We start from the raw sequence: 26837 nt of genomic DNA on the forward strand, positions 1-26837 counted from the left end.
GGGGAATGGTGACGAAGCCCGGTATCGACTTCGGCCAGGCCGAGATTCAAGCGTTCAATAACGCGATTGCCGCAGGCGAGGTTCATTACGACGAGTCTGCGGCCAAGCAGGCTGCTCAACTTTATCAGACGGCGATTGAACGACTGATCGAGATGCGGTCTAAACTCTATACACTGACCGACAGGACGGGTTTCGGGGGTTTTCCAACCGGCCATGAGCTGCAGCAAGGATTTTCAAATAAGGCGCGAGATGGAGTTGACGTCATTACCCAGCTTATCGATGGCGCAATGCGACTGCAGGAAAGCTACTTACGAGCTGGCGGATTGATCGAGGAAGCAGATCAAACGAATGGTGTCAGACTCAAGATGCTGACTGAACATGGAGGGACGGTGATTTCCAATAATGAGTAGGGCAACGTTTCTGACATCTTCTCTTCTCCTGACCGTGATGCTTTCCGCGGCATGCACATCCCGGGATGACAGCGACGGACCCGGAACAACCACCAGCACCGCCGCGAAACCAAGTATCTCCGTAAGCGTGAATCCTGCACCGGAACAGGATCCGGCTGGCAGCAAACCGGTTGCCTACGACCCATGTCTCGAAATTGGTGACGAGACGATCGCGAAAGCGGGGTTCGATCCCGCTACCCGAGAGCGCAGCGATCAGGTTCACACCGGCTATGCCTTCATAGGTTGCACATTCGAGCGAAAAGAACAGGTGGGAGGGGTGAGTCGCAGAGTGGGCTCTCTGACGATCTCATCGACTAATATCTCTCTTGATCAGTTTCGCAAACGCGAAGGCTCTGCGGCGCGTGAAATAAAGATAAACGGCAAAGAGGCGATCACGTACGGTATGGCCGCCGCCGAGGCGTGCAATGTCGTGACCAATGGCCCTGATGGCGCCATTGATGTTCAGGTGGATAGTGCCGCTGCTCTGTCGAATTGGCGCGGTTGCGACCATGTTCAAGAGATCGCCAGCACCATTGATGCTGTTGTTTCGGAAAAGTAGTTTCACCGGTTCTGCGTGAATCTATCAACGCGGCCAATTGCGCCACATTCGTTCAGTATCCAGAGTCGTCCTACCTATTTTGGCCAACCCGGTGAGAATGACTCGATCTTTGGGGGATCGTCGGGCGTACGTTCGGGTTTAGGTGGCTCATTTCCGCCCCAGCGAGATGTCGCCCATGGAAGGCAGAGATCTCGATAGTTATCGAGATTATACTGGTAGTTGACAAAGGGGAATCGGGTAAAGACGTCCCGACTAGGTCGAGCATCTCTTCCCGCTGGACCAGGTATCTGTGGTCCGGGCGGAACCTTGACAGGATTATCGGACTTCGGTTCGATCCGCACAGGCCCGCCTACGTCTACGGCGATTGCTTCCAGTGTTTGCTTCCTGTTGCCGGGCTCGGGAAGCGGATACTTACCGTCGATCTTCTTTGCTGTCGAGGTCATATCTTTACAGACGACAGTAGTGGCGATTCCGTTAGGGCGCACTAATGGGACGATATGAAGATAAGCAGTTCCGACACCTTCGTACATAGGATGCGGTCTATCGGCGTCATAATTGTTGTTTTCCTCACTTCTTTCACGCCACCCCGGGTACGTGTAATCGATGCTCAGAAACTCTGCGATGGTATTGCTTTCGATCGCAGCTCGTACGCTCTGAGATTCGGCGGATTCAAGATCCACGCCTTCTTCTGCCGACCATCGGAATGAAATTGCCCACGAGGGTGTTTCGTTACTTCTCTCGTGATGCTGTGCCGGTGTCTGGTCGGCACAGGAGGCTATCGCCGACAACGTACAGAGCATGAGTGCTGGTATCGTTTTCTTGCTGGCGAATGACATCAATGGCCTTTCAGTACCGTACTCTTGTACTCATCGGGCGACTTCGTATAATCACCAATGTTCACCCGATTCTCGGTAGTGGATCCCCTGAATGCGGTGACATCGATACCTGAACCCTTGAGCCAGGAATCTGAGGCCGACCTAAAAGCCAGGCTTCGTTGAAAGCTATCTTCAGTTCCCGAAGTTCCAATGATGTCCTCGTAGCGTCTCAGGCGGCCATCTTCAAGCCATTCAGACGGAAATCCCGTTGCGCCGTTCGGCGTATTTTGAAAATAGTTTGGATTTTCTGAAGAAACGGCGTTTATCATAGCATAGTAGCGTTGCGCCATGAGGTCGTCCTGTACAATCCGCTGCTGAGCCTCAGGTATGCTTTTGTATTCCGGCTTGATCTCGTCGGATATGATTTTGCCTGCCGAATCGAGGCAGATTTCGGCAAGCGGGTTGGTCTTCGCGCCAACAGCGGTAGACAGACCACCAGCAGCGACGTCAATAGCAAGCTTCTTGCGGCCTGCTGATTCCTCTGCGGCTTCTTTGTCATCCAGTCCTCGATCGAATGCCTCAGCCCGCAGGCCTTGCTCCTGATAGGCCATCAGGCGCCCTGCGGCTTCCGCGTATTGATTGCGATCGTTGGACGGCTGATCCGATAGTAATGCGTATTGCGCTGCATACTCGTTGGTCCGGGATATCATTGCGCCATTCCATGCGCCTGACGACACTTGATCGGTGTTGAACAATGTCGACAGTCGCACAGCCTGTAGATCGCGATCCTCATCCCGGCCGTCGCGGAGGTGAAAGTCGGGAGTGGGATGCCCTGGTGCACCGGCGATGTTGTCGATGTAAGGGATCATCGCCCCGGTTAGTTGCCGAGTGAGCCCGGGATTGACCTGCCCGAGAGACTCGTTGTCGTGGCCGGGGATGTTCATCAGGGTCTCGAACGGCCCCATCAGGCCATTCTTACCGTCTGCGTCCGAGGTCAGGATGTTGGCGAGCCCCGAGGCTGCACGCCCGGCGAGCTGGGATTGTTCTGGAGTGACCGCTGGTTGCCCATCGATTGCGGGGTGCGGTACTGCGTCTTCTCCGATCCAGTTGAACAGTTGAGGAGGTTGTTTGCCGTCGGAGTCTTCCCAGTCGAACTGCAGCAGCGGTGTGATGACCTTCTTCGGGTCGTAGCCCTTCTCCAGCGGAGGTGATCCGGGGTCAGTTTCGCCGGTGAGCAGTTGTGTGGTCGCTTCGTGGTTGCGGCTGGAGATCTCCAGGTAGTTGCGCATGACGCCTTCGGTGGCATCCTTGTCTGGCGCACCCGGCACACTCGGTGTGCCAAAGTCGCCGGTGCCGATTCCGAGACTGGCCGACTGTCGGGTGAGTTCGCGGGCGAACTCGGTACCAGGTTCATAACCCGGGTTGGACTGTGCGATCAGTTCCCCAAGGCGCTGGCTGTCTTGATAGAAGCGGTGTTGCACGGTCACTTCGTTCTCGGGGCCGGGGAAGCGGGTGGCGTTGGCGTCGGGACCATTGACTCGGGTGGAGACGAGTTGACGGACGTCCTCGGGGAGCTGCTGATATCCGCCGGGCGACTGGAGCGATCCGTCGGGGTTGCGGCCGGTGCCGATCTTTTCGTTGGACACGACCGTCAGGCCGTTGGCGAGGGCGTCTCGTCGACCGGCGGCGAGCGGGTTGCCTGCCTGTTCTTGGTCTTTGAGGTGGTCGCTGAGCGCCAGCAAGCCGTCCTTGCCAGCGGATTGGTAGAACTCGCGGTAGTACTGCTGGGTGGAGGCCGGGACGGTGGAGACGTCCTTGCCTTCGGCCAGGGCTTGCAGGTCTTGTTCGGTGAGCATGCCTTGTGGCAGGTGGCCGGCGATCTCGTCGAGCTTGGCCTTGTCGACACTGCCGTCCGGGTTGGTGATGGCGTCGTGAACCGCTTTGCCGTCTTCGGCGCCGAGTTTGCCGGTGTCGGCAGCGGTGACGGGGGCGTCGATGCTGTTGCCGATCAGGTCACCGCGGGTGCGGACCTGCTCGGCAGCGGTGGTGATGGCGGTGGACATCTCGCTGACGGCGCCGGACAGGCCGTAGTAGGCGGCGTTGATCATTCCCTGGTGGTGGTCGACTCGTTCCTTGACCTTCTGCAGGTCCTCACGGCTGATGTTGCCGCGGAGAACGGCCTGCTTGGTCTGGACCTCCCAGCGGTCACTGACTTGAAGCGGCAGAGGCGACCCGGCATCGTTCTCGGCGTCGGCGACCTTGCCGAGCAAGATCCGCCGCTCGTTGGCGAGACGGGACTCAGCGCTCCGCAGTGCGGCGGTGACGCTCCGGATCTCTTCGGCGAGCTTGCGGCCTTCGGTATTCTCCTCGCTGAACCTGTCGTAGGCGGCGTCGCGGGTGGCACCGGCCCAGTTCGTTCCGGTGAATTGGCCGACCATCCGGCCGAGCTGAGTTTCGTAGGTGCCTATAGCAGTGTCCAGCTCCGCCGCCCAGGCGGCCAGCTTGCTGGTGTCCCACTTCTCGAGTTCGCTGCGCGTGGGCATTACTGGCCGCCTTGCCCGTGGTAGTTCATGGAGTCGAGCACTTGTTTGAACTGTTCATCGGTGGTCGCGATCAGATTCGACGCGGCATTCACTTTGCTCGACAGGGTTCGGATGCGCTGGGCGACGCGTAGCCATGCGCCTTCGGTGAACTCGCCGGCCTGTGCGCACACTGCCCCGAGTGTGCAGCCGGGTAGCGCAGCACCGATCTGATCCCCGGTCGCGCGGACATTGATGTTGTCGATTTGGGCAGCGACGTCGTCCAATGTCGCAGTCAGCTTGTTCAGCTCGTCGGTATCGGCTTTGAGCATGCCGTGCGGTCCCCCCTTCAGGTCGTACAGGCTGATCCGGCGCGATGCCATCACGTCGTTTTCGGACGTGATTGTGCCAGTTCGACCGGTTCGGCGGCGCCTCTGGCTGGACATGCGTCTGTGTTAACCTCGCCAGATCAGGCATACGATGCTGTGACCGGTGACTGCCGGGATCATTCAGGGGGCGGCAGTGGGCGGACAAGACGATCCGCAGGTACCGGGGCCGGGAACGACCCCTCCGATGAAAGACATCTTCTCCCAGATCCAGGACGCCGCAGTCCAGGCCAGCATTCAGCCGTTCGCCCAGAAGCTGGGCGCTTCCGAACAACGAGTCCGCCAGATCGATGGCAAGCTCGGCGAACTGGGAGCCGGGACCGATCCCGCGTACACCAGCAGCGACGACCACTTCCAGGGGATGTCGCATCAAGCCTTGTACGACGCGGTGAACGGTGTCGGCGGGCTGGACCCGAAGGGTCTGCAGACGATGCGGCAGACCTGGTTCGAATGCGCCAGCGAACTGGAGAACCTGTCGTCGTTCACGCTCAGCCTCGGGATGAACAACATCTTCGGACACGGGCTGTGGAAGGGCGTCGCCGCGGATGCCGCACAGGCCGCCTCCGAACGGTATATGCGCGTGGCGAACCAGATCGGTCAGGTCTTCGAATCGGTCGCCATGCGCATGGACGGCATGGCGTGGACGGCCGAGGCAGTACGCAAAGCCGTTCAGCCGCCACCGAACTCGGTGACACTCACCCCGAACTCCGACAATCCCGGCCAGGCAGTGTTGCCGTTGCTGCCGAATCCGCAGGCCATGGATCAAGCCGAAGTCGAGCGGGAGAAGGCGCGGCAGGACGCAATCCGTGCACTCGACAGCATCTACACCCCGTCGTTCCCCCCGTCCGGTGCGAATGTGCCTGCGTACCTGGATGTTCCGAAAATCGCCGGTGTCGGCGACGGAAACCCGTCGGCCGGCGGTTGGAATAGCGGCACCGGTGCCGGTGGGAGCGAGGGGCTTTCGGCGACCGGTCCCGAGCCGGTGGCTGCTCCGAGTGCCGAACCACCCGGCGCCGGGCCGCAGGACGCCTCGCCGGCCGCGACTAACCCCGCTGGGGTCGGCGTGCCGCAGGGGCTGCTGCCCACCGGCACTGGCACCGAACCCGCGGCGACGACGGCCGCGGGCATGGGGCCGGGTGCGGGAGGTTCGAGTAGCCCGGGCGCTACAGGATCCGGTGGTCCCGGAGGTGGGTACGGCGGATCGGGGCCATCCGTGGCTTCACCGGGAGGACTTGGGGCCTCCCGGCCGGGCATGCCCGCGTTCGGCATGCCCGGCGGCGCATTCGCTGCCGAGACGGGAGCGGGTGCCGCAGGCCGCGGAGCAGCGGCCGCGGCGAAGCCCGGGACACCCATGGGCGGGATACCGCACGGCGCACATGGCCGCGGTGATGACAAGGACGACGAGCGCGAGCACCGCACGCCCGACTATCTCAAGGGCATCCAGCCGGACTGGGAGCAAGGCCTGCAGGCACCGAGCGGAATCATCGACGCAGACTCGGCACCGAGGTTCGACGCTGCCGACGACAGGTACATCCCCCCGCAGACATTCGCACCGACCGTCGACCGCACCGGGCAGCCACCGACAAACATCGACCCGTTCCGCGTGCCTCCCGTTCCCGCTGCTTCGGATCCAGTTGTCCACCAACCCGTCCCGCCGACGACACCGACACCGGGCAATGCCGCCGGCGCTCAGAGAGCTCCGATCAGCCACGGCGCCACCGACTATCGCGGCACCGACACATTCTCCGCCGTAGCCGACACCTCCGCCGAACCAGCAGCTCCGCCAGCCGCTGCTGCGAACCCTGCACCACATGCGGTGGCCGACGACGCTTTCCGTTGGCCGCAACACCACGAGCACCAGCGGCAAGCAGACGATGACCCGGTCAGCGAACTCGGGCCAGCCGGCGAAGGTGATACGGCCGAAGACAGTGACCCAGGTGAATACATCTTCATATCCGGTGCCGGGCCGATGATGGACGACGATCCCGGCGAGGGCGCCCGCCAGTGAAAACCCGCACGTCCTGGACTTTCACCCCGGACGAGTTCGCATTCGTCTGGCGATCGGAAACCGGGCTGGACGGCGACTACCCCCACCCGATCAACATCATCGAAACACCAACCACCGCAACCGAATACGCAATGCTGCGCGCCGAAATCAGCGCTCGCTACCCACACAACGGGGACCCCGACCTGACCGGACCACTCCGCGTGCTGGCCAACCCCGACCTGCGCATCATCTGCAACGGGTGGTTCCACGATTCCACCCGGCGGATCCGCTCCCACGCCGCCGCAGCTGGCGACCTTGGTGTAGTCCTGTACCAGAAAGCCGGTCCCACAGCCGATTTCGGCGCAGACCTCAAACTTGTCGTCACTAAACGACAGCAACTCGGCAGACACATCGCCGCCACGATGCCATCTACTCCGGCAGGAACAGCCGGTCCGATGTCCGGCTATACCCCACGCGTACGTGGCGATGAACCCCCCAGTTCATGGCTCCGAAACGACGCCGGCCAACGCCCCGTCGAGGAACGCATCCGTATGCTGCTCCGCCTCCCACGGACAACCCAGGGCTACTTGCGCATCGACCGCTACCTGAACCACCCGCGGCAATATCCATCCGCCTACGTCAGCTGGATCGACATCAGCGATAAGACTCGTGCCGGTGGCCGCTACCTCGTCGACGTCACCGACAACGACACGGTCATAACACCCGCGTCCACCGAGGTCATCGCCCGCGAACTACACCAGAGAGCGGACCTCGGACAGAGCTGAAATCAGCTCCTGCCGCGTAGATTTCAGCGATCACGCGGCCGGTCAACTCGTCTCCAACCACCAAATGCCGATGAAGACCAGCACGAGACCGGAGAGGAACAAGCTTCCAGCCTTCGACAGGTACCCAGCGTCGCTGGGCTCGTTAGCGTCCGGGTTCTCGTACTTCCAGGCTTCAGTCTTCCGCCAGATCGTCCGCGGAAAGGCCAAGCTGACAAAGCCGAGCAGGATGAACACCGCCCCCAGGATGATCATGAACCACGACACGGACCCATGCTATGGATGCCGACGCGAGACGTCTACAACCAGGGCGAAGACACCTCGGGCCTTCCGAGTTCACACCAGATCACGGTACGCCCGCTCGCACAATGCTGTCCGCAGCGGACGCTGATGCGTTCCACGTAGTCGCTGATCAACCGGCCGGATTCGGCGATGATTGCTGCGTTTTCCGGCGAGTCGTGTAATTCCACGACCAGCCGCGCCGCCGATTCGGCTCGCAGTCGCAGTGTCATACGGGTCGGGTACTCCAGCTCTCGGTCTTCCACGGCGGCGACGAACGCCTTGGTGAGATCATGGACGGCGCGTTCGGCATCAGCCAACACATCGCTCCATGCCCAGCGAACCAGGGTGTTGCGCACGAACATTCCAGCCACCCAAACGGCTGAGAACTGTGCGGACAAGTCGAGGCGATCGGTTCCCGCACCGGGCAGCGTCCCCGGCGGCGGCAACCCCCGGCTGGAGCCAACCCTGGTGGCGATGTGGGCGGCGACTTTGGTCAGCTGGCCCGCGAGCTGCGCCTTCTCGCGGTCGCTGAGTGGGTGCGTGGCGGCGTCGAGCGCCGCGTGTTCGCACGCGCCGATATGGCGGATCTCCGCGAGCAGGTCAGTCGTGCGTGCCGGGCTGCTCATTGCCGTGCTCCTGCTCGTTCGAATCATCTTGGGACGGGTGGAAACTAAGGTTCGGCAGCTTCCGAATACCGGCGCTGATCTCGAAGGACAGATCGGTGTAGGCGACGGCGAGCTGTGCAAGTCGCTGCCAGAGAAGGTGGCGGTACGGTTCGGTCGTGTCCGCATCGAGGGACGTCTGAGCATCGAGGTAGTACTGGGCGAACCTTTCCACGACCATGCCCACCGACTCGGTGTGTAGGTAGGCCGCCCCCACCGGTTGCGGCATATGCGTCGACACCCAACGGTCGATCTCGTGCACCAAACCCGAACGTGCACTGTCGATGTCGACCGACTCTCCGGCGAGGGCGGTGCGAAGGGTGGTGTGGAGCACGGCCAGTTCGCGGGCGGCGTGCAGGACTGGGTGTTCCGGCAGCACGATGCCGGTGCAGGCGTCGAGGAGCTGATCTTTCGAGGGCAGTGGAACGTCTCCGGCGTCATGTCCAGCACACCAGCAGCGCAGTTCCTGATGAGACTGTCCTACGACGACGTGCCGAACGTCCACACGGTGCCGCAGCTGATGGCGAGCTTCGACCATTGGAGCGACCGCGCCGGATTCTTCGACCTGTTCAACCTCGACACCCCTGGCGACCGCTGGACCGGCACAGTCACAAAGACCTACGAGGACGGCATACAACGCCAGCTCTACATCGCCGCCCGCGCCCGCGGCTCCGGCCCCAATCGCATCGTGCGCGCCATCGTCTGCGACATCACCGGCGCCCACACGCCGGAGGTACCCGACCTCTGCTCGATCGCGGTACGGCACCTTCCGATACCGCCCGGCCACGCCTTCGGCCTGGTCGACCTGAAGACCGGGTTCGTCCACGAATGGCTCGCCGACGAACGCAGTCCCCTCGTGGGCTGGCGACACCACAACCCCGACTTCGACCAGAACGGTCGACTGGTCGTCGCCACCACGGTCTTCGACCTCGCGGCCGGCAGACGCCGCACCGCCGAGACCTTGGTACCTCTTCGGTTCGACTCCGGCGACGACTGGATACCGGTACACGCCAACTGGACTCGCATCAGCGACGGCCTACGCCCCCAAGCGCTCATCGACGTCACCACACCGTCTCCGATTCCGCCGCTGGCCGTACGCAAATGCCGGATGTGCCAAGATATTTCGAGGCTCGCAGCCAATCGCGGCATCAGCAGAACCTGATAGCGCGACCCAGCACCCACCGCACGGCCACCGACCCTGGCCTAGATGTACTGACCACGGACGTTGGTGACGGCGTGGCGAGCTGACATGGCGAAGACCTCCGAGTGAAGTGAGAGCTGTCTAGGAACTCATTCACTGCCGGAGGTCTTCGTGTCCCACCGTAATGCCCCGCTCTCGGAGTTGGGCCGGTTACGTCTTGCTCGTTGTGTCGTCGAGGACGGCTGGCCGTTGCGGCGGGCCGCGGAAAGATTCCAGGTCTGCCACACCACCGCCAAACGGTGGGCAGACCGCTACCGGGTCGACGGCGCGACCGCGATGGCCGATCGATCCAGCTGCCCGCATCGCAGCCCGGCGCGGACCCCGACCCGCACCGAACGCCGCATCATCAAGGTCCGGGTCCTGCGCCGGTGGGGGCCGGCCCGCATCGCCTACCTGCTCGGATTGAATCCCTCGACAGTGCACCGGGTTCTGCGACGCTACCGGCTGAGCAGGTTGAGTTGGCTCGACCGCGCTACCAGCACACCGGTGCGCCGCTACGAACACGACCGCCCTGGTGATCTGATCCATGTCGATGTCAAGAAACTCGGCAAGATCCCCGACGGCGGCGGCCATCGCAAACTCGGTCGCAGCGTGGGGCGGCGAAACTGGCAGGCCCACAAACCCACCGCCGAACGCAACGGCTACGGCAACCCCCGCCACGGCTACCACTATCTGCATACCGCGCTCGATGATCATTCCCGGCTGGCCTACAGCGAGATCCTGGCCGATGAACGCAAAGACACCGCTGCCGCATTCTGGACCCGCGCTGCCGCATGGTTCGCCGTCAACGGCATCAGGATCCGAAAAGTGTTGACTGACAACGGATCCTGCTATCGATCCCGCACCTTCGCCGAGGCCCTCGGGCCGGTCGTTCATAAACGCACTCGTCCCTACTGCCCTCAAACCAATGGCAAGGTTGAGCGGTTCCATCGCACCCTGGCTGACGAATGGGCCTACGCCCGGCTCTACCGCAGCGACTCCGAACGATGCACAGCCTTCACGACCTGGCTACACACCTACAATCACCACCGCGGCCACACCGCACTCGCAGGCCACCCGCCAGCCAGCCGCGTTGCGAACCTCTCAGGTCAGTACACCTAGATCAGCGAGTACGGATCGAGTTCAGAATCGCGGCGGCGTGATCAACAAACAACAGGTGACCGGCCCCCTCAACGACTACGACTTCACAAATCGGGAGGTCATCAGCAAGGCGCCGGGCATCCTTAACTGGCACGTTGCCATCGACACCGCCATGCCAAACAGTCACGGGCACAGCAATATCGGTGAGATCAAACCCCCAGGGGCGCGCGAACAGCATCTGCAGATCCACCGCCACTCCTCGACCCCCCTGAGTAAACGCCGTACTGATGTTGGCTTCGATCTTCGCCAGCAATTCCCTATCATCGGCCAGACGACTGCGGTCGGCCGGCGCCACCTTGGCGATCAACGCAGCAAGACCACCCGGCTTACGCACCGCCGCGGCCATGCGCGCCGCAATCGGACGTGCCAGAAACGGAAACCGACGCAACACCTCCAGACCGCTGCTCCACTTACCGCCTTTGACCTCGCGGACTCGCGGTGCGGGCGAGCTGACCACGACCACGTCGGTCACCCGATCGGGCAGACGGCATGCGCAGGCCAGCGCGTACGGGCCGCCGCCGGACACCCCAAGCACCGCGAACTGGTCCAGCTCGAACCGATCCGCCACCACGGCCACCGTGTCGGCCCACTCGAACACTCGCCGACGTGCTGCGAACGAGGACGCTCCTATTCCTGGGCGATCGATCGCGATGACGCGCAATTCGACTGCTGCAGCCGCGTCGTCGAAGGCCACCGCCTCCACATGTGAGCCGGGCAGACCGTGGCAGTACAACACCGGGGTGCCCGCTGGATCTCCGTATTCGGCAACGCTCACGACACCGTGTGGCAGCGTGATCGTGCGTGGTGGGGTTGCAGTCACGTGAGCAGGATAATTGCGACAGGGCGGGCCGCAGCCGATCCCCGAGTACCTCGGCCAGGCGAACGAAATCCACACGCATGTTCGAAGCGTCGTCACGTGTCAGTCCCTCGAGATAGGTTGCAGCACATGCGTTTTAACGACCACCGCTACATAACAGTCGACACATTGGCCGGCCCGGGCGCACCGGATGGAGTGGTCATCCGATCAGATCTGCTGCCGCCAAGTACACACGGTTCGAACATTCGCGGCATCGTGGACCGGGCGATTTGGGATGCTCTGCGGATCCCTGTATGTACCGCCGCCGACAACCGGTGCGAGATCTGCGGCGAACAGGCCGTCCGCAATGGGCGGCCGGCCCGACCGGACTGTCACGAAAAGTGGGTGTTCGACACCGGATCCGACCGTCCGGTCCAGCGGCTCAAGCGTTTGATCGCCTTGTGCCCCGGCTGTCACCAGGTCCAGCACTCCGGGCTCGCTCGGGTGAAAAGAGCCGAGCATGAGGTTGTTGCCCGACTTTGCCGACTCAACAACTGGACCCAAGACCAGGCCGCGGACGACCTGGATCGTTCGAGTGCTCGGTGCCGGTACCTCGATCGGTTCGAGTGGGATCTGGACCTGTCGGTGCTCCGCGGTCAGCTTGTTGTCCGCAGGTATCAGAATCTGTACATCCCAGCTGCCGATCGCGCCCGGCTTGGCAACTCGTTCTTCGGGCTCCCGCCGCGCGGCGCCGCAGGTCACTTTTGATTCGCTAATCGCTCACCAGACGCAGCAATGATGATCTTGTTCAAGGTTGCTCTTGAGTTCTAGGGCGTGCTCGATGCTGGCTCATTCGGCGCCCAGCCCATCGAACGGCTGTGCTCATCCACGAGCAGGCAAGACTCATCGAATGCGTAAGCCCCACTGTGCATTTCGCCGGAACCGACCCGACGCAGCTGGTCGAAGCGACGAATCTGCTCACCACACCGCTGGCGCCGGACGTCTGTGCCGGCGTTGCCCGGCTGGTCGAACGTGATCACCGCTACCAGCCTGAGCGGTCCCCGATGACGAGACCACCCGGGAATAGAGCCAGGTGATTTCGTTCCGTGTTCAGTTGATCCCGCAGACCACTGGATGGTGGGTGTGGGTGCAGGCCGCAGCGTACTCGGCCGGCGTCAGGTAGCCCAGCGCCGAATGCCGGTGCCGCATATTGTGGTCGGCCTTGAAATCGCCGATCACCACCCGGGCCTCGAGCAGGGTGGTCCAGTGGTTGCGGTTGAGGCACTCGGTCCGTAGCCGCCGGTTGAACGATTCGACGAAGCCGTTGTTCCAGGGCGTGCCCGGTGGAATGTAGGAGATCCCGACCTGGTCGGCGCAGAACCGTTGCAGGGCATGGGAAATCATCTCAGGACCGTTATCCATCCGCAGCACCCTCGGTGGACCGCCAGCCGCAGCGAACACCTTGTCCAGCTCCGCGACGAGCCGGTCGGCGGTGATCGACCGTTCCACCACGTGCAGCAGGGATTCGCGGGTGTGTTCGTCGATCATCGACGCGATCTTCACCGCCCGACCGTCGACCGTGGAGTCGAACTGGAAGTCCAATGCCCACACCACTTTTGGTGCATCAGCGGCGACCGTCGGGACCGAGGAAACCCCGGCCCGTTTGCGGGGATGGTGTTCGCGGACCTGCAGGCCCTCCTCGCGCCAGAGACGGTGGACCTTCTCGATGTTGACTCCTGCACCCTCGTCGAACCGCAACGCCGCCCAGGCACGACGGAACCCGTGCCCCTGATTCTTCACTGCATACGAGCGCAGCCAGGCCCGCAAACCGGCGTCCGGATCGATCGGGGTGTGCTTGATCGGCAGCCGCCGATACGTCGACCGATTCAGCCCAACGACCTTGCACGCGAACCGTTCCGACATGCTCTTCATCTCCCGGAGCATGTCCACGGCCCGGCACTTGGCTGCTGGGCTCAGAATTTTCCCCGGGCGATCTCCCGCAGCGCGTCCTTCTCCAGCTCCGCATCCGCCAGCAACCGCTTCAGGCGGGCATTCTGCTCCCGCAACTCCTTGAGCTCCTTGGCGGCGTCGGTGTCCACGCCACCGTACTGGCGGCGCCAGTTGTACAACGTCGCCGTCGACACCCCAATCTCGGCGGCAACCTCTTCACCGGTCTTACCAGCGGCGGTCAGCTCGTCGGCACGGCGCAGCTTCCGCACGATGTCCTCCGCGGAATGCCGCTTGCGTCCTGCCATGTCTCTCAGTGTCCCTTCTCGGCCCTCACCGGGCCAAACAGGACTCTAATACCGAATGGTCTCATTCATTGGGGACGGCCCATTGCCCCACCTGCGGCGGTCGCTTTGATGAAGGAGAGCCGCTGGATGAAGAAGACGACTGCCCGTGATCTCGTGATCAGTGCTCGTGATGCCGCCGTGCTCTATCTGCGCGTCTCCAGCAAGCGGCAGATGAACACTGCCGTCGACCTTGATCCCGACGGGCTCTCGATCCACACCCAGCGCGAGCGCAGGATGGCCAAGGCGGACTCTCTCAACGCCGATGTGATCGAGGAGTTCATCGAGCCGGGCAAGTCCGCCAAGAACGTCATCGACCGTGACGAGTTCCAACGAATGATCGCGTACCTGCACGCGCACCCTGAGGTCAAGTACGTCATCGTCTACATGCGGTCACGTGCCTTCCGCAACCAGTTCGACGCCGCCATCGTTCAGGTGCAGCTTCAGAAGATGGGTGTCCGACTCGTCTCGGTCAAGGAAGACTTCGGTGAAGGACCCTATGCCCAGGCCATGGAGGGCATGCTCGACATCATGAACGGCCTGCAGAACACCCTGCAGGGCCTCGACATCCAAGACAAGATGCTCCAGAAGGCGATCAACGGCGGCACCAACGGCTTCGCCAAGCTCGGCTACCTCAACGTCGAAGCCGAGTTCGACGGCAAGAAGTTCAACACGATCGAAGTCGACCCTGTCCGCGGTCCGCTCGTTCAGCAGGCGTGGAAGCTATACGCCACAGGCGATTACACCCTCGAACGCCTCGAGGCCACGATGGCAGACATGGGTCTCACCAGCCGCGCCCGCGGCAAACTGCCTGAACGGCCCGTCGACTTCAAACAGTTCCACCGTATGTTCGCCGACGTCTACTATCTCGGCTACGTCGTCTATAAGTGCGACATCTACCCTGGCCGCCACGAACCTCTCGTAGACCAAGAGCTGTTCGATCGCGTACAGGATGTTCGCAACAAGCGCAGTCGCCCAGGCCAGCGAGACCGCGTTCTCCAGCACTACCTCAAAGGCGACCTCTTCTGCCGCCGCTGCCGTGAGAACGAGCGCACCTCACGTCTCATCTACACCGAGGCGAAGAGCCACACCGGCCGCTGGTATGGGTACTTCCTGTGCCGCAGTCGTCAGGACGGCGTCTGCGATCTACCGTACCTGCCGGCAGCGCTGGTCGGGCAGGCCATCGTCGACCACTACGCCACGCTTCGCCTTCCCGCCGACTTCACAACCGAGGTCAACGCCATGCTCGACGCGGCACTGGCCGACGAACAGGGCACGACCCGCGCCATGCACAGCAGCCTCAAGAAGCGCCTCGCCGAACTCGATGGACAAGAGGAACGCCTACTCGACCTGGCAGCTGACGGAGCGATCCCACAGGCGAAGATCAAAGCTCGGCTCCGGCGGATCCAAGCCGACCGAGTGACCGCTGAAGCAGGGCTTACCAGCACCAGCGCTGAGCTCAGTGTCGGCGCCCAGGCCCTGCGGGAGGCGCTCGACATCCTGTCCGATCCGCACGCGATGTACCACGATGCCTGCGACGACACCCGCCGACTGATGAACCAAACCTTCTACGACCGGTTCTACGTCGATGAGGACGCGACCATCATCAGCAGCCTCAACCGGCCCTTCGACGATCTGCACGAGGCGGTCAGGGTTCGCGCGCAGCGCAGCAAACCGCACGTCACGGCTACTACTCCAGCCACCAGGAACGCGATCAAGAGAGGAGTTCAACACACCCAAGAAACACGAAGTCCCTCACTCGCCCGGATCTACTCGGTCCCGGGTTCGAGTAAGGGACATATGGTGGAGCTAAGGGGAATCGAACCCCTGACCTTCTCGATGCGAACGAGACGCGCTACCAACTGCGCCATAGCCCCGTGTGGGTCGTTGCCGAACCACGCTGGAGAACTTTAGCAGGTTGGGGTGGGGGTGGCCGAATCGGCTGGTCAGGGGTGGGATGTTGGGGGTGGGGCAGGGGGATTGTGGGTGCTGTCGGAGGGGGTTTGCGGCACGGTGGGTGAGAGCTGTGTCACTCGGGGCTGCTCTCGGTGGCCGTTGGTGTGCATCGTACATGTAGTGTGCATGATGCACATTGGAACGCAGGGCGGTGAGGAGAGCCGGCGTGCAGAAGACAGGAACTGCCAGACATCCGGGGGCGATCCTGGGTGTGATGGCCTTTGCCGGCATTGTGGCGTCGTTGACGCAGACGTTGGTGGTGCCGCTGCTCGGGCAGATGCCGCAGCTGCTGCACACCAGCGCGTCGAACGCCACGTGGGTGGTGACCGCGAGTCTGCTGGCCGGTGCCGTGACCACGCCGGTGGCGGGACGGCTGGGCGATCTGCTGGGCAAGCGCCGTGTTCTGCTGGCCTCCGTGGTGCCGCTGGTGGTCGGGTCGGTGATCTGTGCGGTGGCCTCGTCGCTGTGGCCGATGATCATCGGGCGTGTGCTGCAGGGAATGTGCGTGGGGTTGATTCCCGTGGGCATCGCGGCGCTGCGTGATCTGCTGCCGCCGGAGCGGCTCGGCTCGGGCATCGCGCTGATCAGCTCGTCGCTGGGGATCGGGGGTGCGCTCGGGCTGCCGCTGGCGGCCGCGGTCATCGAGTACAGCAACTGGCGGGTGCTGTTCTGGGGCGTTGCCGTGCTGGCCGCGTTGGTGGGCTTGCTGATCTTCACGGTCATTCCCGCAACTCCGCCCAACACCGCGCGGGGACGCTTCGACTTCCTGGGCGCGATCGGGCTGGGCGCCGCGCTGATCTGCCTGCTGCTCGCCATCTCCAAGGGCGCGTCGTGGGGCTGGACCAGCGGCCTCACCATCGGATTGTTCGCCGCCGCGGTCGTGGTGTTGTTGCTGTGGGGACTGTGGGAACTTCGTAGCCGCGATCCGCTGGTCGATCTGCGCGTCACCGCGCGGCCGCAGGTGCTGTTGACCAATGCCGCCTCGATCGTGGTCGGCATGGCGATGTACGCGCAGTCGCTGATCGTGCCGCAGCTGTTGCAGTTGCCGGAGTCGACGGGGTACGGCCTGGGCCAGTCGATGATGGCGATGGGGTTGTGGATGGCGCCCGCCGGTTTGATGATGATGGCCGTCTCGCCGTTCGGGGCGCGATTGTCGGCGCTGAGCGGGCCCAAGATCACGCTGATCGTCGGCTGCATCATCATCGCCGCCGGGTACGGGTCGTCGATGGGGCTGATGGGTACCACCTGGGGACTGCTGGTGGTCACGCTGATCATCAACGTCGGTGTGGGTTTCGCCTACGGCGCCATGCCCGCGCTGGTGATGGGGGCGGTGCCGCAGTCGGAGACCGCGGCGGCCAACAGCTTCAACACCTTGATGCGCTCGATCGGTACGTCCACGGCGGCCGCGGTGGTCGGTGCGGTGCTGGCGCAGATGAGTGTCACCCTGGCCGGACATTCCATTCCGACAGAGAACGGATTCCGCGCCGGGCTTCTGATCGGGTGCGGTGTCGCCGCGGCGGGTGCGGTGGTCGCACTCTTCATTCCGGCCCGGCGGTCGGAGAGGGCCGCCCCGGCCCCGGCCGGTCCGCGGCACGCCTTGGACGACGACCGGGAGCTGGTGCACGCGGCGGTCGGCGCGCTCGATCCCGCCGGTGGGGCGGACGCGATGCGGCAAAGCGGCGGCGGCGCAACGCAATACGACGGCGTGGCCGCAGGACAACCGAACGGCGTGGCCGCGCGCCACGGCACCGCGGGCTCCCCTGCCGTCAGTGGCCCGGTGCTCTACGGCCGCATGCTGGACTCGCGCGGTGTCGCGGTGGCGGGTGCGACGCTGACCCTCATCTCGTCCTCCGGTCAGCAGCTGGGCCGGGCTCAGTCCCGCGCCGACGGGTATTACGAGCTGAGCGCGCCGGCGGCCGGCTCGTATGTGCTCATCGCCTCCGCCGAGGGCCGCCGTCCCGATGCCTCCACCGTGACCCTCGCCGACCGCCCGGTGTCCTGTGACGTGACGCTGGCCGCGATGGCCGGTCTGGCGGGCACGGTGGCGCGGGCGGGTGACAACGCTCCGGTCGCCGAGGCGCAGGTCTCGGCGCTCGACCTGCGCGGTGAGGTGCTGGCCTCCGCGGTGACCGATCCCGAGGGCCGGTTCGGGCTGACCGAGCTGCCCGAAGGCGAATTCACGGTCGCGGTGAGCGCGCTCGGTTTCCATCCGACGGCTCTCGCGGTGCGGGTGGCCGGTAGTGGCGTCACTTCGCTGGACGTGCTGCTGCGGCCCGGCATCCGGCTGCACGGCGTGGTGCGCGTGCACGACGGCCGCCCGATCGAGGACGCCCGGGTGACCCTGGCCGACGCGCGGGGCAACGTGGTCGACACGATGACGACCGGACCGGACGGTTCCTACAGCTTCGGCAACCTGGACGAGGGCAGCTACACCGTCGTCGCCACGGGGTACGGGCCGACGACCACGCGGGTGAGTGTCCGCGGCGGCGATCTCGACGACGTCGATCTGGAGCTGGGGCACGGCTCGCCGGAGCGGTCGGCCGTGGCCGTCGCCGAGCGCAACGGCTACTCCGGCGAGGCCCGGGACAATTGACCGGCGGGCGCCCGCTCGCCGGGTGCGGGCACTACCGGCGCGCCGCTGAAATCGCTTGCGTGAGAACGCTTTTCAGCATCTCCGGGGTGAGCCTGCCGGTGAAGGTGTTGCGCTGGCTGACATGGTAGGAGCCGAACAGCTCGAGCGGTGCCCGCCCCGGCCGGGCCGCCGCGATCGGGTATCGGACCCCGTGCCCGAACTTCAGCCGGGGCACCTCCCAGCCCGCTGCGCTGAGTGCGGGCAGCAGGGCCTGCCAGCCCCACGCGCCCAGCGCCACGATCGCCCGCAGCGTGGGCGCGAGCAGTTCGAGTTCGGTGACGAGCCAGTGGCGGCAGCGATCGCGTTCGTCCGGCGTGGGTTTGTTTTCGGGGGGAGCGCAGTGCACGGGTGCGGTGACCCGCGTGTCGAGCAGTCGCAGTCCGTCGCCGAGGTGGGTGGCGGTCGGCTGCGTGGCGAGCCCGACGGCGTGCATCGCGGCGAAGAGCACGTCGCCGCTGCGGTCGCCGGTGAACATGCGCCCGGTGCGGTTGCCGCCGTGCGCGGCGGGCGCCAGTCCGACCAGCAGCAGCCGCGCGTCGGCGGGCCCGAACCCGGGTACCGGCCTGCCCCAATAGGTTTCGTCGCGGAAGGCGGCGCGCTTGTCGCGCGCGACCTGTTCACGCCACGCGACGAGCCGCGGGCAGGCGCGGCAGTCGGCCAGCGCCGCGTCCATCTCGGGCAGCGTGCGGTACATCCTGCGCACTCAATCACGCCGGGTGAGCCCCGCGCCGGGCGGGGTGGAATCGTCGACATGCCAGGTGAGCGCTCATGTCCGCCGGGAGAGTCGTGTCGCCGATCTCTCAGCGGGCGGGTTGATAGCATGACCTTCCTGGCCGGACGGCATGCGCCGCAGCCACCCGTTGCGCGCTGCCCACTCGATCACCTCGAGAGAGTTTTCATCCATGCAGTTTGAGATCGTCGAGCGGGACGAGACGTGGGTCGCCGGGCTGCCGGTGCGCAGTCCCAAACGGGCGCTCGGCGAACTGCGTGACCGGGATCTGGAAGCGGCCTGGGCCGCGGTGCTGCATCAGGACCTCGGCGGGCCGCTGGCCTCGGCGTACACCGACTACTCACCCGAGTTGAACACCTTCAACACCCAGATCGTCGGATACGAGTGCAAGTCCTTCGACGAGGTCACGCGCGGCCACATCGTCGCGCGGCTGCCCCGGGGCACCTATGCTCGGTTCTCCTCGGTCGGCAATTTCCCGCAGATCATGACCGATCTGTGGACCCAGATCGCCTACGCCGAGGAACACAAGCAGATCAAACGGACCTACACGGGGGACTTCGAGTGCTATCCGCACGCCTACAAGATCGATCTGTATCTGGCGGTCGAGGCCCAGTCATGAGCTATTCGATCGTGGTGCGGGACGAGGCGCTCTACGGCGGCCTGGTGGTGCCGCGGGTGCGCCCGAGTTTCAAGGTGAGCAACAGCGAACTGATCGAATTCCTCCGCGACCGGCTGCGCGACCGCGAGGGCGCCGACCATCCGCTGTACACGGTCTACGTGCCGGACCCGGCCGGCAACTACAACGTCCTGGTCAGCTACGACTACCCGGACGTGGACGCGCTGCCGGTCGGCGATGTGCTGATCAAGGTGCCCAAGGGCGTGTACGCCCGCTTCGAGCCCAACGGCGATTACCACGATCCGGTCGAGGACGTGTGGGCTCAGGTCGACGACGCGACCGCGTCCGCCGAGATCACCCGCGCCTACCGCGAGGAGATCGAGATCTGGCGCGGTCCGGCCGAAGTGGAGCTGCTGATCTCCATCCTCGTCTAGTTAGCCGGGCAGTAGCCTCGTGGGTACCGACTGGTCTTTCTGTTCTGTCCAGTTATCGACTACATGTCCCTGACCTGGGCCGATTTCGGACTCTCCGCTCGGGTTTCGGAAGATTTGCCAGACGTCTGGTCAATTCCCGCCCGATGACGGATACTGCCTAGGCGGCCACCCCCGGGTTGCGGACAGTGTTCGGTACCCGACGGGAGGGTCCGGGTAGTCGCGCGAGACCGCGCAGCAACGGAGTAGGGACTGTATGACTGTCGAAGCCAGCGCGGTCGGCACGACGGCAGCCGTCGACGCGCGAGCGCACGACGGCCTGCGGCGCACGCCGATTCGGTGGGATACTCGGACATACGAGGAAAATGCTGGAAAGTTGCGAAGAGCGCTGGACCGGAGATGCGGCGGCGGTATGGATTTTGCGAACGACTTCTCGTCGCGTTGCGGTGAACTCGCCGCGATTTCATCGGAATACGCCTATACACTAGCGTCACTTCAGGGCGGATTCATCGACCTGCCGGGGGTGCCTGGACAACTGAGTAAGGCGTTGGTACTTCGTCCGAGCCACGCGCCGGGCCCGATCGCCGGTGACGGTCGGCCGCAGGCGCGAGGCGCGGATACCCGCGGATAGCACGATCGGAGACAAGGTGCCTCGGCGAACGCTCGACTCACTGGTGACGCAGGTTGCCGCGGAGTTGATGGGGGTCGATGCCACGACGATGGTGGCGGCGACCGAACGCGTGCTGGCCAAGCTGGTCGAGTATTTCGATGTGGACTTCAGTTTCGTCCGGCACACCGACCGGGAGCGCCGCGCGACGGTGCTGGTCGCCGAATGGCCCCGCCGCCCCGCGGTGCCGGATCCCGATCCGCTCGAGGTCGTCTACTTCGAACAGGCCGATTCGGTGTTCCGGGCGATGGAGTACGCGACCGAGCCGATGATCGTCCGCCCCATACCGGAATTCGCCGATTACCAGGAGACGATTCGCCGGTCCTCGGGCATCTCGGGGGTGACCTCGGCGACCGTGCCGCTGATGTCGCGCGGCGAGCCGACCGGCCTGCTCGGGTTCATGAAACTGGGGGACCGGGAGTGGAGCACCCGGGAAATCAATGTGCTCAAGGCCATTGCCGCATTGCTGGGCCAATTACAGGCCCGGGTGGTGGCCGAGGAGCGTTTACGCTACATCGCGCTGCACGACGATCTGACCGGGCTGGCGAATCGGCGGGCATTGCTGGAACACATGGAGGAACGGTTGCGTCCGGGCAGCCCGGGACCGGTGGCCGCATTCTTCCTCGATCTGGATCGGTTGAAGGCGCTCAACGACTTTCTCGGTCATACGGCCGGAGATAATTTCATTCGGACCCTTTCCACTCGGTTGCAGGAACATCTGGATCCCAACGACATGATCGCCCGGCTCGGCGGTGACGAGTTCGTGATCGTGCCCGCGAAGCCGATGGACGCGGTCGCCGCGGAATTGGAGGCGACCCGGATTCACCAGTTGATCATCCGGCGGGTGTCGGTCGGCGGCGAATCGGTCAGCCGGGGTGCGAGCGTCGGTGTGGCATTGGGCATTCCGGGCGATACCACCGTCGCCGATGTGTTGCGGCGAGCCGACCACGCGCTGTTGTCGGCGAAATCCGGTGGTGGCGACGGGGTAGCCGTGTTCACCGACGCGATGCGCGCGCAATTCGAATTGCAGGACGATGTCGAGCTGAATTTGCGCGGCGCGGTATCCGACGGTTCGCTGCTGCTGCACTATCAGCCCGAGGTGGACCTGCGGACCGGCCGGATCGTCGCGCTCGAGGCGCTGGTGCGCTGGCAGCATCCCACGCGCGGACTGCTGCCGCCGGGGGCGTTCGTCGGGGTGGCCGAGGCGACCAACCTGGCGGGCGAGTTGGGCCGGTGGGTGATCCGGTCGGCGTGCGCGCAGTTCGCGCAGTGGCGGCAGGCCGGGCTGGCGTCCAATGTCGTCATCCGGATCAACGTGTCGCCGGTGCAGCTGGTGAGCCTGGATTTCGTGGAGCGCGTCGAGGACGAATTGCGGCGCTTCGGCATCGACGGCAGTTCGGTGTGCCTGGAGATCACCGAGCATGTCGTGGTGCAGGATCTGGCCCGTACCCAGGTGACATTGCGCGGGCTCAAGCGGATGGGGGTGCAGATCGCCATCGATGATTTCGGTACCGGGTACAGCTCGCTGTCGCATCTGAAGGCGCTGCCGGTGGACGCGGTCAAGATCGATCGCGGCTTCGTGCAGCGCCTGGGCGTCAGCACCGATGATTTGGCGATCGTGAAATCTATTGTGGGCCTTGCGGGTTCGTTCGGCCTGGGGGTTGTCGGCGAGGGGGTGGAGACCGCCGTCGCGGCGCGCACCCTGGTGGGCCTCGGTTGTTATCGCGCGCAGGGCTTTCTGATCGCGCGGCCGATGCCGGCGGCGGAGGTCGAGACGCATCTGGCGCTCGGTCGCATTCCGCTCGATCTCGAGCTGCCCCGGGTCTCCCGGGGAGTGAATCGCATCTGAATCAGCCGTCCGGGTGAGCGCGGGCGGATCCGTCGCACGGCCGGTGGTCTGCGATGCTGTGCGGCATGAACGGCAACGATTGGCTCCTCGTGGAGACACTCGGTCCCGGGTTGGAGCCGACCGTCGTTGCCGAGGGCGGCCGGGCGCGGGAGTGGACCAGTGGGTCCAGGGCGCGGCGCCGGTTCGGGCCCGCGGCGGCCGAGCTGCTCGCCGAGCTGGTGCGACGCGCCCGCCGCGACGACGCCCCATCCGAGGTCCACGGCACCGCGGCGGGCGTGCGCGGGATCGCGGTGCCGATTCGCTGCGCGTTCGGCGCGGTGCACGGCGTGCAGGTCTGGATCGGCGCGAACGGGGATCGGCCGCCGCCGCGCCGCCCGGTCGCCGCGTGGGACTGGATGTCGGAAACCGAACTGGCACACCATGGTCCGGGTCTGGAGGAACTGGTCTTCGCCCGGGCGACCGCGGCGGCGCGGTCGGTGCGGACACCGCCGGAGGTGTTCGGCCGGATGGTGCGCTTCGACGGCCGGACGGACTATCTGGCGGTGGTGGCGGGGACCGATCCGGCCGCGCGCTGGCAGGGCGAGGCCGATTTTCTCGGTGACGACGGGCGGGTGCGCGGCATCCGCATGGTGGTGCGCGTGCACCGGCTCGGCCGGCATGTCACGCGAGCGCTGGTCTACGACGTCACGGATCTGCGGCCGCCGCAACCCGCCGCGGACCTGGCGATGACGAGAGCCGTCGCGCGGGCGGCCGAGGTCGGCATCGCCTTCGTCGAATTGGAGATGGGCCTGGTCTACGAGTGGACCAACGAGCCACCGGCCCCGCTGCACCGCTGGCTGACCGAGCGGCCGGTGCTGCATCCGGACGATCTCGAGGTCTACCGGGCGGCGTGCCGGGCGATTCTCGCCGGTGCGGACATCCGTGAACTCATCGTGCGGGTGCGTTTCGCCGATACGGACTGGATCGAGGTGCGGGCGGAGTTGTCCCGGTTGGGTGATCAGCCCACGCACGGGCTGATCCGGGTGGCGCCCAGGTCGGATTAGTACTGCAACGGCGCTCAGCACACCCCTCGTTGTCCGCGCAGGATCTCGGCCGGAGCCGAGGCGGTACGCGGACGATCCCGCGGCGGATCCACCGTGTGGATTCCGGCTGAAAGCGCGCCGGAACGACGGGAGTGCCGTGGCAGTATCCGGCCGGCGGCGGGTTCTCCCATCCTTCTGCCCGGGTTCATCTTCCGTTGGCCTGCCCGGTTCGGGGCCCGGCGACGATCGGCGCGTGCGCATCGTGCAATTGGCCAACTTCTACGGGCCGCGTTCGGGCGGGCTGCGCACCGCCCTGCACCACCTGGGTGCGGGATACGTGGCCGCCGGGCACGAGGTGGTGCTGGTCGTGCCCGGCCCGCGGTGGGGTGAGGAGACGCTCGGAACGGGCGTGCGGCGGATCACCGTTCCCGCCGTGGCGATTCCGTGGACCGGAGGCTACCGGGCCGCCGACCCGCGGCGGGTGGCCGACGTGCTGACCGGGCTGCGACCCGACGCGCTCGAGGTGTCGGACCGGTTGACGCTGCGCGGATTCGGGCGCTGGGCGCGGCGGCGTGATATCGCGGGCGTGATGATCTCGCACGAGCGGCTGGACCGGTTGCTCGGTCAGGTGCTGCCCGGTCCGCTGGCGCGCCGCGCCGCCGACGCGGCCAACCGGCGTTCCGCCGAAGATTACGACATCGTGGTCTGCACAACGGAATTCGCGCAGGCGGAGTTCGAGCGCATCGCCGTGCCGAACGTGGCCCTGGTGCCGCTGGGCGTGGACCTGGAGACGTTCAGTCCATCGCGGCACGACGGTGCGCTGCGGCGGCGGTTCGGCGCGCGGCACCTGCTGGTGCACTGCGGGCGGCTGTCGGTGGAGAAGCGGGTGGACCGCAGCATCGAGGCCGTCGACACACTGCGCCGGGAGGGCATGGACGCGCGACTGGTGGTGGCGGGCGACGGTCCGCGACGGGAGTCGTTGCAGCGGCGGGCCCGCGCGGTGGCGCCGCTGCCCGACGGGCGCCCGGCCGTGCATTTCACCGGGTTCATCGCCGACCGGAACCGGCTGGCCACGCTGCTCGCGAGTTCGGACGTGTCGCTGGCGCCGGGCCCGCACGAGACCTTCGGCCTGGCCGCGCTGGAGGCGCTGGCGGCGGGCACGCCCGTGGTCGCCAGCCGGTCCTCCGCGCTGGCCGACATCGTCACCGAGGACTGCGGCGCGGTGGCCGACGACGATCCCGCCTCCTTCGCGCAGGCGGTCACCGACGTGCTCGCGCTTCCGCCCGGCGATCGACGCCGCGCCGCGCGCCACCGGGCCGAGCAGTTCACCTGGCCGGCCGCGGTGGCGGGGATGCTGGAGGTGCTCGGCGGCCGCTGACGGGCGCGCCCGGGAGCGGCGGCGCAACGGGGCGTCGAACCGGAAACGGGGGCAGCCCGTATGCTCTCGGCAGCACAGGAAAACGTCAGGCGCCGGGAACGGGGATCCCGCGGAGGGTTCGGCGCCGCCCCTACCGAGCATCCGAGGAAACCGCGTGCGCGATCGCTTGAAGTCCGTGAGTGGCAAGAAGACTCTGGTCACCGGCGCGGCCAGCGGGATCGGGCGGGCCACCGCGATCGCCGCGGCCCGGTCCGGCGCCGAACTGGTGCTGACCGATATCGATGCCACGGGGCTGGCCGGGACCGTCGAGGCGATCGGCCGCGAGGGCGGCAAGGTGTTGTTCTCACGTGCCCTCGACATCAGCGACTACGAAGCGGTCACCGCATTCGCCGACGCGGTGCACGCCGCGCACGGCGGCCTCGATGTGGTGATGAACGTCGCGGGCGTGTCGGCGTGGGGCACCGTGGAGAACCTCGAGCACCGGCACTGGCGGACCATGGTCGACGTCAATCTGATGGGCCCGATCCATGTGATCGAGAACTTCGTCCCGCGGATGGTGCGCGACGGGCGCGGCGGCGCGTTGGTCAACGTGTCCTCGGCCGCGGGACTGCTGGCGTTCCCGTGGCACGCCGCCTACAGCGCCAGCAAGTTCGGGTTGCGCGGCGTGTCGGAGGTGCTGCGGTTCGACCTGGCGCGGCACGGCATCACCGTGCACCTGGTGGTGCCGGGCGCGGTGAACACACATCTGGTGCAGACGGTCGAGATCGCCGGGGTCGACCGCGACGATCCGCGAGTGCAGCGCTACGTCAAGCGATTCCAGCGCCACGCCACCCCGCCCGAGCGGGTGGCCACGCAGATCCTGCGCGGTATCGAGAAGAACCGCTTCATGATCCACACCTCGTTCGACGTCCGCTTCGGCTATTGGTGGGCGCGCAAGTTCGCGCTGCCCTACGAGTTCGCGATGCGCCGCGCCAACGACCTGTTCGACAGTTTCCTGAAGCGGGGTTAGCAGGCGGCCGAGTCGGCTTCGGCTGTCTCGTAGGCGTTTTCGCAGCCCTCGCCGTCGGGGGACGCCTCGCAGTTGAGGTTGACGTCCAGGACGCGGGCGCCGGGGCCCTCGTCGCCGAGCTTGTCGTGGAAGTTGACGATGCGGCAGCTGGCGAGCGAGAGACAGCCGCAGCCGATGCAGCCGGTGAGGCTGTCGCGCAGGCGGGTCAGCTGCTCGATGCGCTGGTCGAGGTCGACTCGCCAGATGGTGGACAGCCGCTCCCAGTCCTTGCGGTTGGGGGTGCGGCCCTCGGGGAGGGTGCCCAGGGCCTTGCGGATCTCGCTGAGCGGGATGCCGACGCGCTGGGAGATGCGGATGAAGGCCACCCGGCGCAGCGTCTCGCGCGAGTATCGGCGCTGGTTACCGCTGGTGCGACGGCTGGTGATGAGGCCCTCGCGCTCGTAGAAGTGCAGCGCCGACACCGCGACCCCGCTGCGTTCGGACAATTGGCCCGGGGTGAGTTCCTTGGTGTTCCAGGTCGTCTGCTGCATACCTGAACAATACTTCAGGTAAAGGGCGCGGCGCGGCCGTTTGGAAGTAACTTGCGGCGTGTCGCCATCATTCCCCGTGTGCCGTCCGGGTCGCGCGGGCGGGTCGATCTCGGTGGCGCACACCCAGCGAATTCCGTGCCAAGGCGGC

The 26837-nt window shown here is 65.4% G+C and carries 26 protein-coding genes, 1 tRNA gene and 2 pseudogenes; 16 read left to right on the forward strand and 13 right to left on the reverse strand.

Annotated elements, in window-relative coordinates; genetic code table 11:
* The first annotated feature begins 5 nt into the window (after window positions 1-5).
* Window positions 6-410: a hypothetical protein gene (locus NWFMUON74_RS04840; RefSeq protein ID WP_187686781.1), complete on the forward strand. Its 405-nt coding sequence runs from the start codon at window positions 6-8 to the stop codon at window positions 408-410.
* A gap of 37 nt (window positions 411-447) precedes the next feature.
* Window positions 448-1008, forward strand: coding sequence for a DUF3558 family protein (locus tag NWFMUON74_RS04845; protein ID WP_232111103.1), 561 nt, complete (start codon window positions 448-450; stop codon window positions 1006-1008).
* An 835-nt stretch (window positions 1009-1843) separates the two neighbouring features.
* Here NWFMUON74_RS04845 and NWFMUON74_RS04850 read toward each other — a convergent pair.
* Both NWFMUON74_RS04850 and NWFMUON74_RS04855 read right to left on the reverse strand, forming a co-directional pair.
* Window positions 1844-4366 carry a TPR repeat domain-containing protein gene (locus NWFMUON74_RS04850; protein ID WP_187686783.1) on the reverse strand — a complete coding sequence of 841 codons (2523 nt, stop codon included), beginning with the start codon at window positions 4364-4366 and terminating at the stop codon, window positions 1844-1846.
* Complete coding sequence (locus NWFMUON74_RS04855; protein ID WP_187686784.1) at window positions 4366-4788, reverse strand: hypothetical protein; 423 nt, start codon at window positions 4786-4788, stop codon at window positions 4366-4368. Before NWFMUON74_RS04855 ends, NWFMUON74_RS04850 begins: the two co-directional genes overlap by 1 nt.
* Before the next feature lie 127 nt (window positions 4789-4915).
* Here NWFMUON74_RS04855 and NWFMUON74_RS04860 point away from each other — a divergent pair, with 127 nt between their 5' ends.
* Together NWFMUON74_RS04860 and NWFMUON74_RS04865 are read left to right on the forward strand one after the other, a co-directional pair.
* The gene (locus NWFMUON74_RS04860) at window positions 4916-6736 is read left to right on the forward strand and encodes a hypothetical protein (RefSeq protein ID WP_187686785.1); all 1821 of its coding nucleotides are present in this window, start codon (window positions 4916-4918) and stop codon (window positions 6734-6736) included.
* Window positions 6733-7500 (forward strand): ESX secretion-associated protein EspG, encoded by a 768-nt coding sequence (locus tag NWFMUON74_RS04865; protein WP_187686786.1) that lies wholly within the window; start codon window positions 6733-6735, stop codon window positions 7498-7500. The genes NWFMUON74_RS04860 and NWFMUON74_RS04865 overlap by 4 nt, the downstream gene beginning before the upstream one ends.
* Window positions 7501-7542: 42 nt before the next feature.
* Here NWFMUON74_RS04865 and NWFMUON74_RS04870 read toward each other — a convergent pair whose 3' ends face one another.
* From NWFMUON74_RS04870 to NWFMUON74_RS04880, 3 genes are read right to left on the reverse strand one after another with little or no spacing between them, the layout of a single operon-like run.
* On the reverse strand, window positions 7543-7764 hold the full coding sequence (locus NWFMUON74_RS04870; RefSeq protein WP_187686787.1) for a DUF6199 family natural product biosynthesis protein: 222 nt from the start codon (window positions 7762-7764) through the stop codon (window positions 7543-7545).
* Window positions 7765-7796: 32 nt separating this feature from the next.
* Window positions 7797-8405, reverse strand: coding sequence for a hypothetical protein (locus tag NWFMUON74_RS04875; RefSeq protein ID WP_187686788.1), 609 nt, complete (start codon window positions 8403-8405; stop codon window positions 7797-7799).
* Window positions 8380-8703 carry a hypothetical protein gene (locus tag NWFMUON74_RS04880; protein ID WP_187686789.1) on the reverse strand — a complete coding sequence of 108 codons (324 nt, stop codon included), beginning with the start codon at window positions 8701-8703 and terminating at the stop codon, window positions 8380-8382. Before NWFMUON74_RS04880 ends, NWFMUON74_RS04875 begins: the two co-directional genes overlap by 26 nt.
* On the opposite strand from NWFMUON74_RS04880, the gene NWFMUON74_RS04885 reads away from it, so the two are divergent.
* On the forward strand, window positions 8698-9603 hold the full coding sequence (locus tag NWFMUON74_RS04885; RefSeq protein ID WP_187686790.1) for a hypothetical protein: 906 nt from the start codon (window positions 8698-8700) through the stop codon (window positions 9601-9603). The genes NWFMUON74_RS04880 and NWFMUON74_RS04885 overlap by 6 nt on opposite strands.
* A gap of 150 nt (window positions 9604-9753) precedes the next feature.
* The gene (locus NWFMUON74_RS04890) at window positions 9754-10743 is read left to right on the forward strand and encodes an IS481 family transposase (RefSeq protein ID WP_187686791.1); all 990 of its coding nucleotides are present in this window, start codon (window positions 9754-9756) and stop codon (window positions 10741-10743) included.
* 1 nt (window position 10744) lies between these two features.
* Here NWFMUON74_RS04890 and NWFMUON74_RS04895 read toward each other — a convergent pair whose 3' ends face one another.
* The gene (locus NWFMUON74_RS04895; RefSeq protein WP_187686792.1) at window positions 10745-11602 is read right to left on the reverse strand and encodes an alpha/beta fold hydrolase; all 858 of its coding nucleotides are present in this window, start codon (window positions 11600-11602) and stop codon (window positions 10745-10747) included.
* A 126-nt stretch (window positions 11603-11728) separates the two neighbouring features.
* Here NWFMUON74_RS04895 and NWFMUON74_RS04900 point away from each other — a divergent pair, with 126 nt between their 5' ends.
* Complete coding sequence (locus NWFMUON74_RS04900) at window positions 11729-12346, forward strand: hypothetical protein (RefSeq protein ID WP_187686793.1); 618 nt, start codon at window positions 11729-11731, stop codon at window positions 12344-12346.
* Window positions 12347-12405: 59 nt separating this feature from the next.
* Here the strand turns inward: NWFMUON74_RS04900 and NWFMUON74_RS04905 are convergent, their stop codons facing one another.
* Both NWFMUON74_RS04905 and NWFMUON74_RS04910 read right to left on the reverse strand, forming a co-directional pair.
* Window positions 12406-12618 (reverse strand): hypothetical protein, encoded by a 213-nt coding sequence (locus NWFMUON74_RS04905; protein ID WP_187686794.1) that lies wholly within the window; start codon window positions 12616-12618, stop codon window positions 12406-12408.
* Between the two features lie 70 nt (window positions 12619-12688).
* Window positions 12689-13833, reverse strand: a protein-coding gene (locus NWFMUON74_RS04910; protein WP_187686778.1) for an IS3 family transposase whose coding sequence is annotated in 2 segments (ribosomal slippage) — window positions 12689-13557 and window positions 13557-13833 — 1146 coding nt in all. Because the reading frame shifts where the segments join, the coding sequence is not laid out codon by codon here.
* Between the two features lie 210 nt (window positions 13834-14043).
* Here NWFMUON74_RS04910 and NWFMUON74_RS36700 point away from each other — a divergent pair.
* Window positions 14044-14778 (forward strand): annotated as a pseudogene (locus NWFMUON74_RS36700) (recombinase family protein); the annotation flags it as partial.
* A gap of 237 nt (window positions 14779-15015) precedes the next feature.
* Here the strand turns inward: NWFMUON74_RS36700 and NWFMUON74_RS35855 are convergent.
* The 3 genes from NWFMUON74_RS35855 to NWFMUON74_RS04920 all read right to left on the reverse strand — a co-directional run bounded on the left by NWFMUON74_RS35855 (window position 15016) and on the right by NWFMUON74_RS04920 (window position 15746).
* Complete coding sequence (locus NWFMUON74_RS35855; protein ID WP_232110845.1) at window positions 15016-15201, reverse strand: hypothetical protein; 186 nt, start codon at window positions 15199-15201, stop codon at window positions 15016-15018.
* A gap of 9 nt (window positions 15202-15210) precedes the next feature.
* Window positions 15211-15609 carry a hypothetical protein gene (locus NWFMUON74_RS35860; RefSeq protein ID WP_232110846.1) on the reverse strand — a complete coding sequence of 133 codons (399 nt, stop codon included), beginning with the start codon at window positions 15607-15609 and terminating at the stop codon, window positions 15211-15213.
* Window positions 15610-15670: 61 nt separating this feature from the next.
* Window positions 15671-15746 (reverse strand) — tRNA-Ala (locus NWFMUON74_RS04920).
* Between the two features lie 245 nt (window positions 15747-15991).
* Between NWFMUON74_RS04920 and NWFMUON74_RS35865 the strand changes: the two are divergent.
* Both NWFMUON74_RS35865 and NWFMUON74_RS35870 read left to right on the forward strand, forming a co-directional pair.
* A pseudogene (locus NWFMUON74_RS35865) lies at window positions 15992-17398 on the forward strand (MFS transporter); the annotation flags it as partial.
* Between the two features lie 219 nt (window positions 17399-17617).
* Entirely contained in the window at window positions 17618-18418 is an 801-nt protein-coding gene (locus NWFMUON74_RS35870) for an MSCRAMM family protein (protein ID WP_232111104.1), read from the forward strand.
* A 31-nt stretch (window positions 18419-18449) separates the two neighbouring features.
* Here the strand turns inward: NWFMUON74_RS35870 and NWFMUON74_RS04930 are convergent, their stop codons facing one another.
* A complete protein-coding gene (locus tag NWFMUON74_RS04930) occupies window positions 18450-19151 on the reverse strand; it encodes a uracil-DNA glycosylase (RefSeq protein WP_187686795.1) in 702 nt (233 codons plus the stop codon).
* Between the two features lie 208 nt (window positions 19152-19359).
* Here NWFMUON74_RS04930 and NWFMUON74_RS04935 point away from each other — a divergent pair, with 208 nt between their 5' ends.
* From NWFMUON74_RS04935 to NWFMUON74_RS04960, 6 genes are all read left to right on the forward strand, one after another.
* Window positions 19360-19806 carry a GyrI-like domain-containing protein gene (locus tag NWFMUON74_RS04935; protein WP_187686796.1) on the forward strand — a complete coding sequence of 149 codons (447 nt, stop codon included), beginning with the start codon at window positions 19360-19362 and terminating at the stop codon, window positions 19804-19806.
* The gene (locus tag NWFMUON74_RS04940; protein ID WP_187686797.1) at window positions 19803-20237 is read left to right on the forward strand and encodes an effector binding domain-containing protein; all 435 of its coding nucleotides are present in this window, start codon (window positions 19803-19805) and stop codon (window positions 20235-20237) included. Before NWFMUON74_RS04935 ends, NWFMUON74_RS04940 begins: the two co-directional genes overlap by 4 nt.
* 695 nt (window positions 20238-20932) lie before the next feature.
* The gene (locus NWFMUON74_RS04945) at window positions 20933-22750 is read left to right on the forward strand and encodes a putative bifunctional diguanylate cyclase/phosphodiesterase (protein WP_187688933.1); all 1818 of its coding nucleotides are present in this window, start codon (window positions 20933-20935) and stop codon (window positions 22748-22750) included.
* A gap of 65 nt (window positions 22751-22815) precedes the next feature.
* Window positions 22816-23793, forward strand: coding sequence for a GAF domain-containing protein (locus NWFMUON74_RS04950; RefSeq protein WP_187686798.1), 978 nt, complete (start codon window positions 22816-22818; stop codon window positions 23791-23793).
* A gap of 232 nt (window positions 23794-24025) precedes the next feature.
* Window positions 24026-25150, forward strand: coding sequence for a glycosyltransferase (locus tag NWFMUON74_RS04955; protein WP_187686799.1), 1125 nt, complete (start codon window positions 24026-24028; stop codon window positions 25148-25150).
* Window positions 25151-25304: 154 nt separating this feature from the next.
* A complete protein-coding gene (locus NWFMUON74_RS04960) occupies window positions 25305-26159 on the forward strand; it encodes an SDR family oxidoreductase (RefSeq protein ID WP_187686800.1) in 855 nt (284 codons plus the stop codon).
* On the opposite strand, the gene soxR is transcribed toward NWFMUON74_RS04960, so the two are convergent.
* Window positions 26156-26689, reverse strand: coding sequence for a redox-sensitive transcriptional activator SoxR (gene soxR / locus NWFMUON74_RS04965; RefSeq protein WP_187686801.1), 534 nt, complete (start codon window positions 26687-26689; stop codon window positions 26156-26158). The genes NWFMUON74_RS04960 and soxR overlap by 4 nt on opposite strands.
* Window positions 26690-26837: the final 148 nt, after the last annotated feature.

The sequence above is a fragment of the Nocardia wallacei genome (assembly GCF_014466955.1).
Lineage (GTDB): Bacteria > Actinomycetota > Actinomycetes > Mycobacteriales > Mycobacteriaceae > Nocardia > Nocardia wallacei.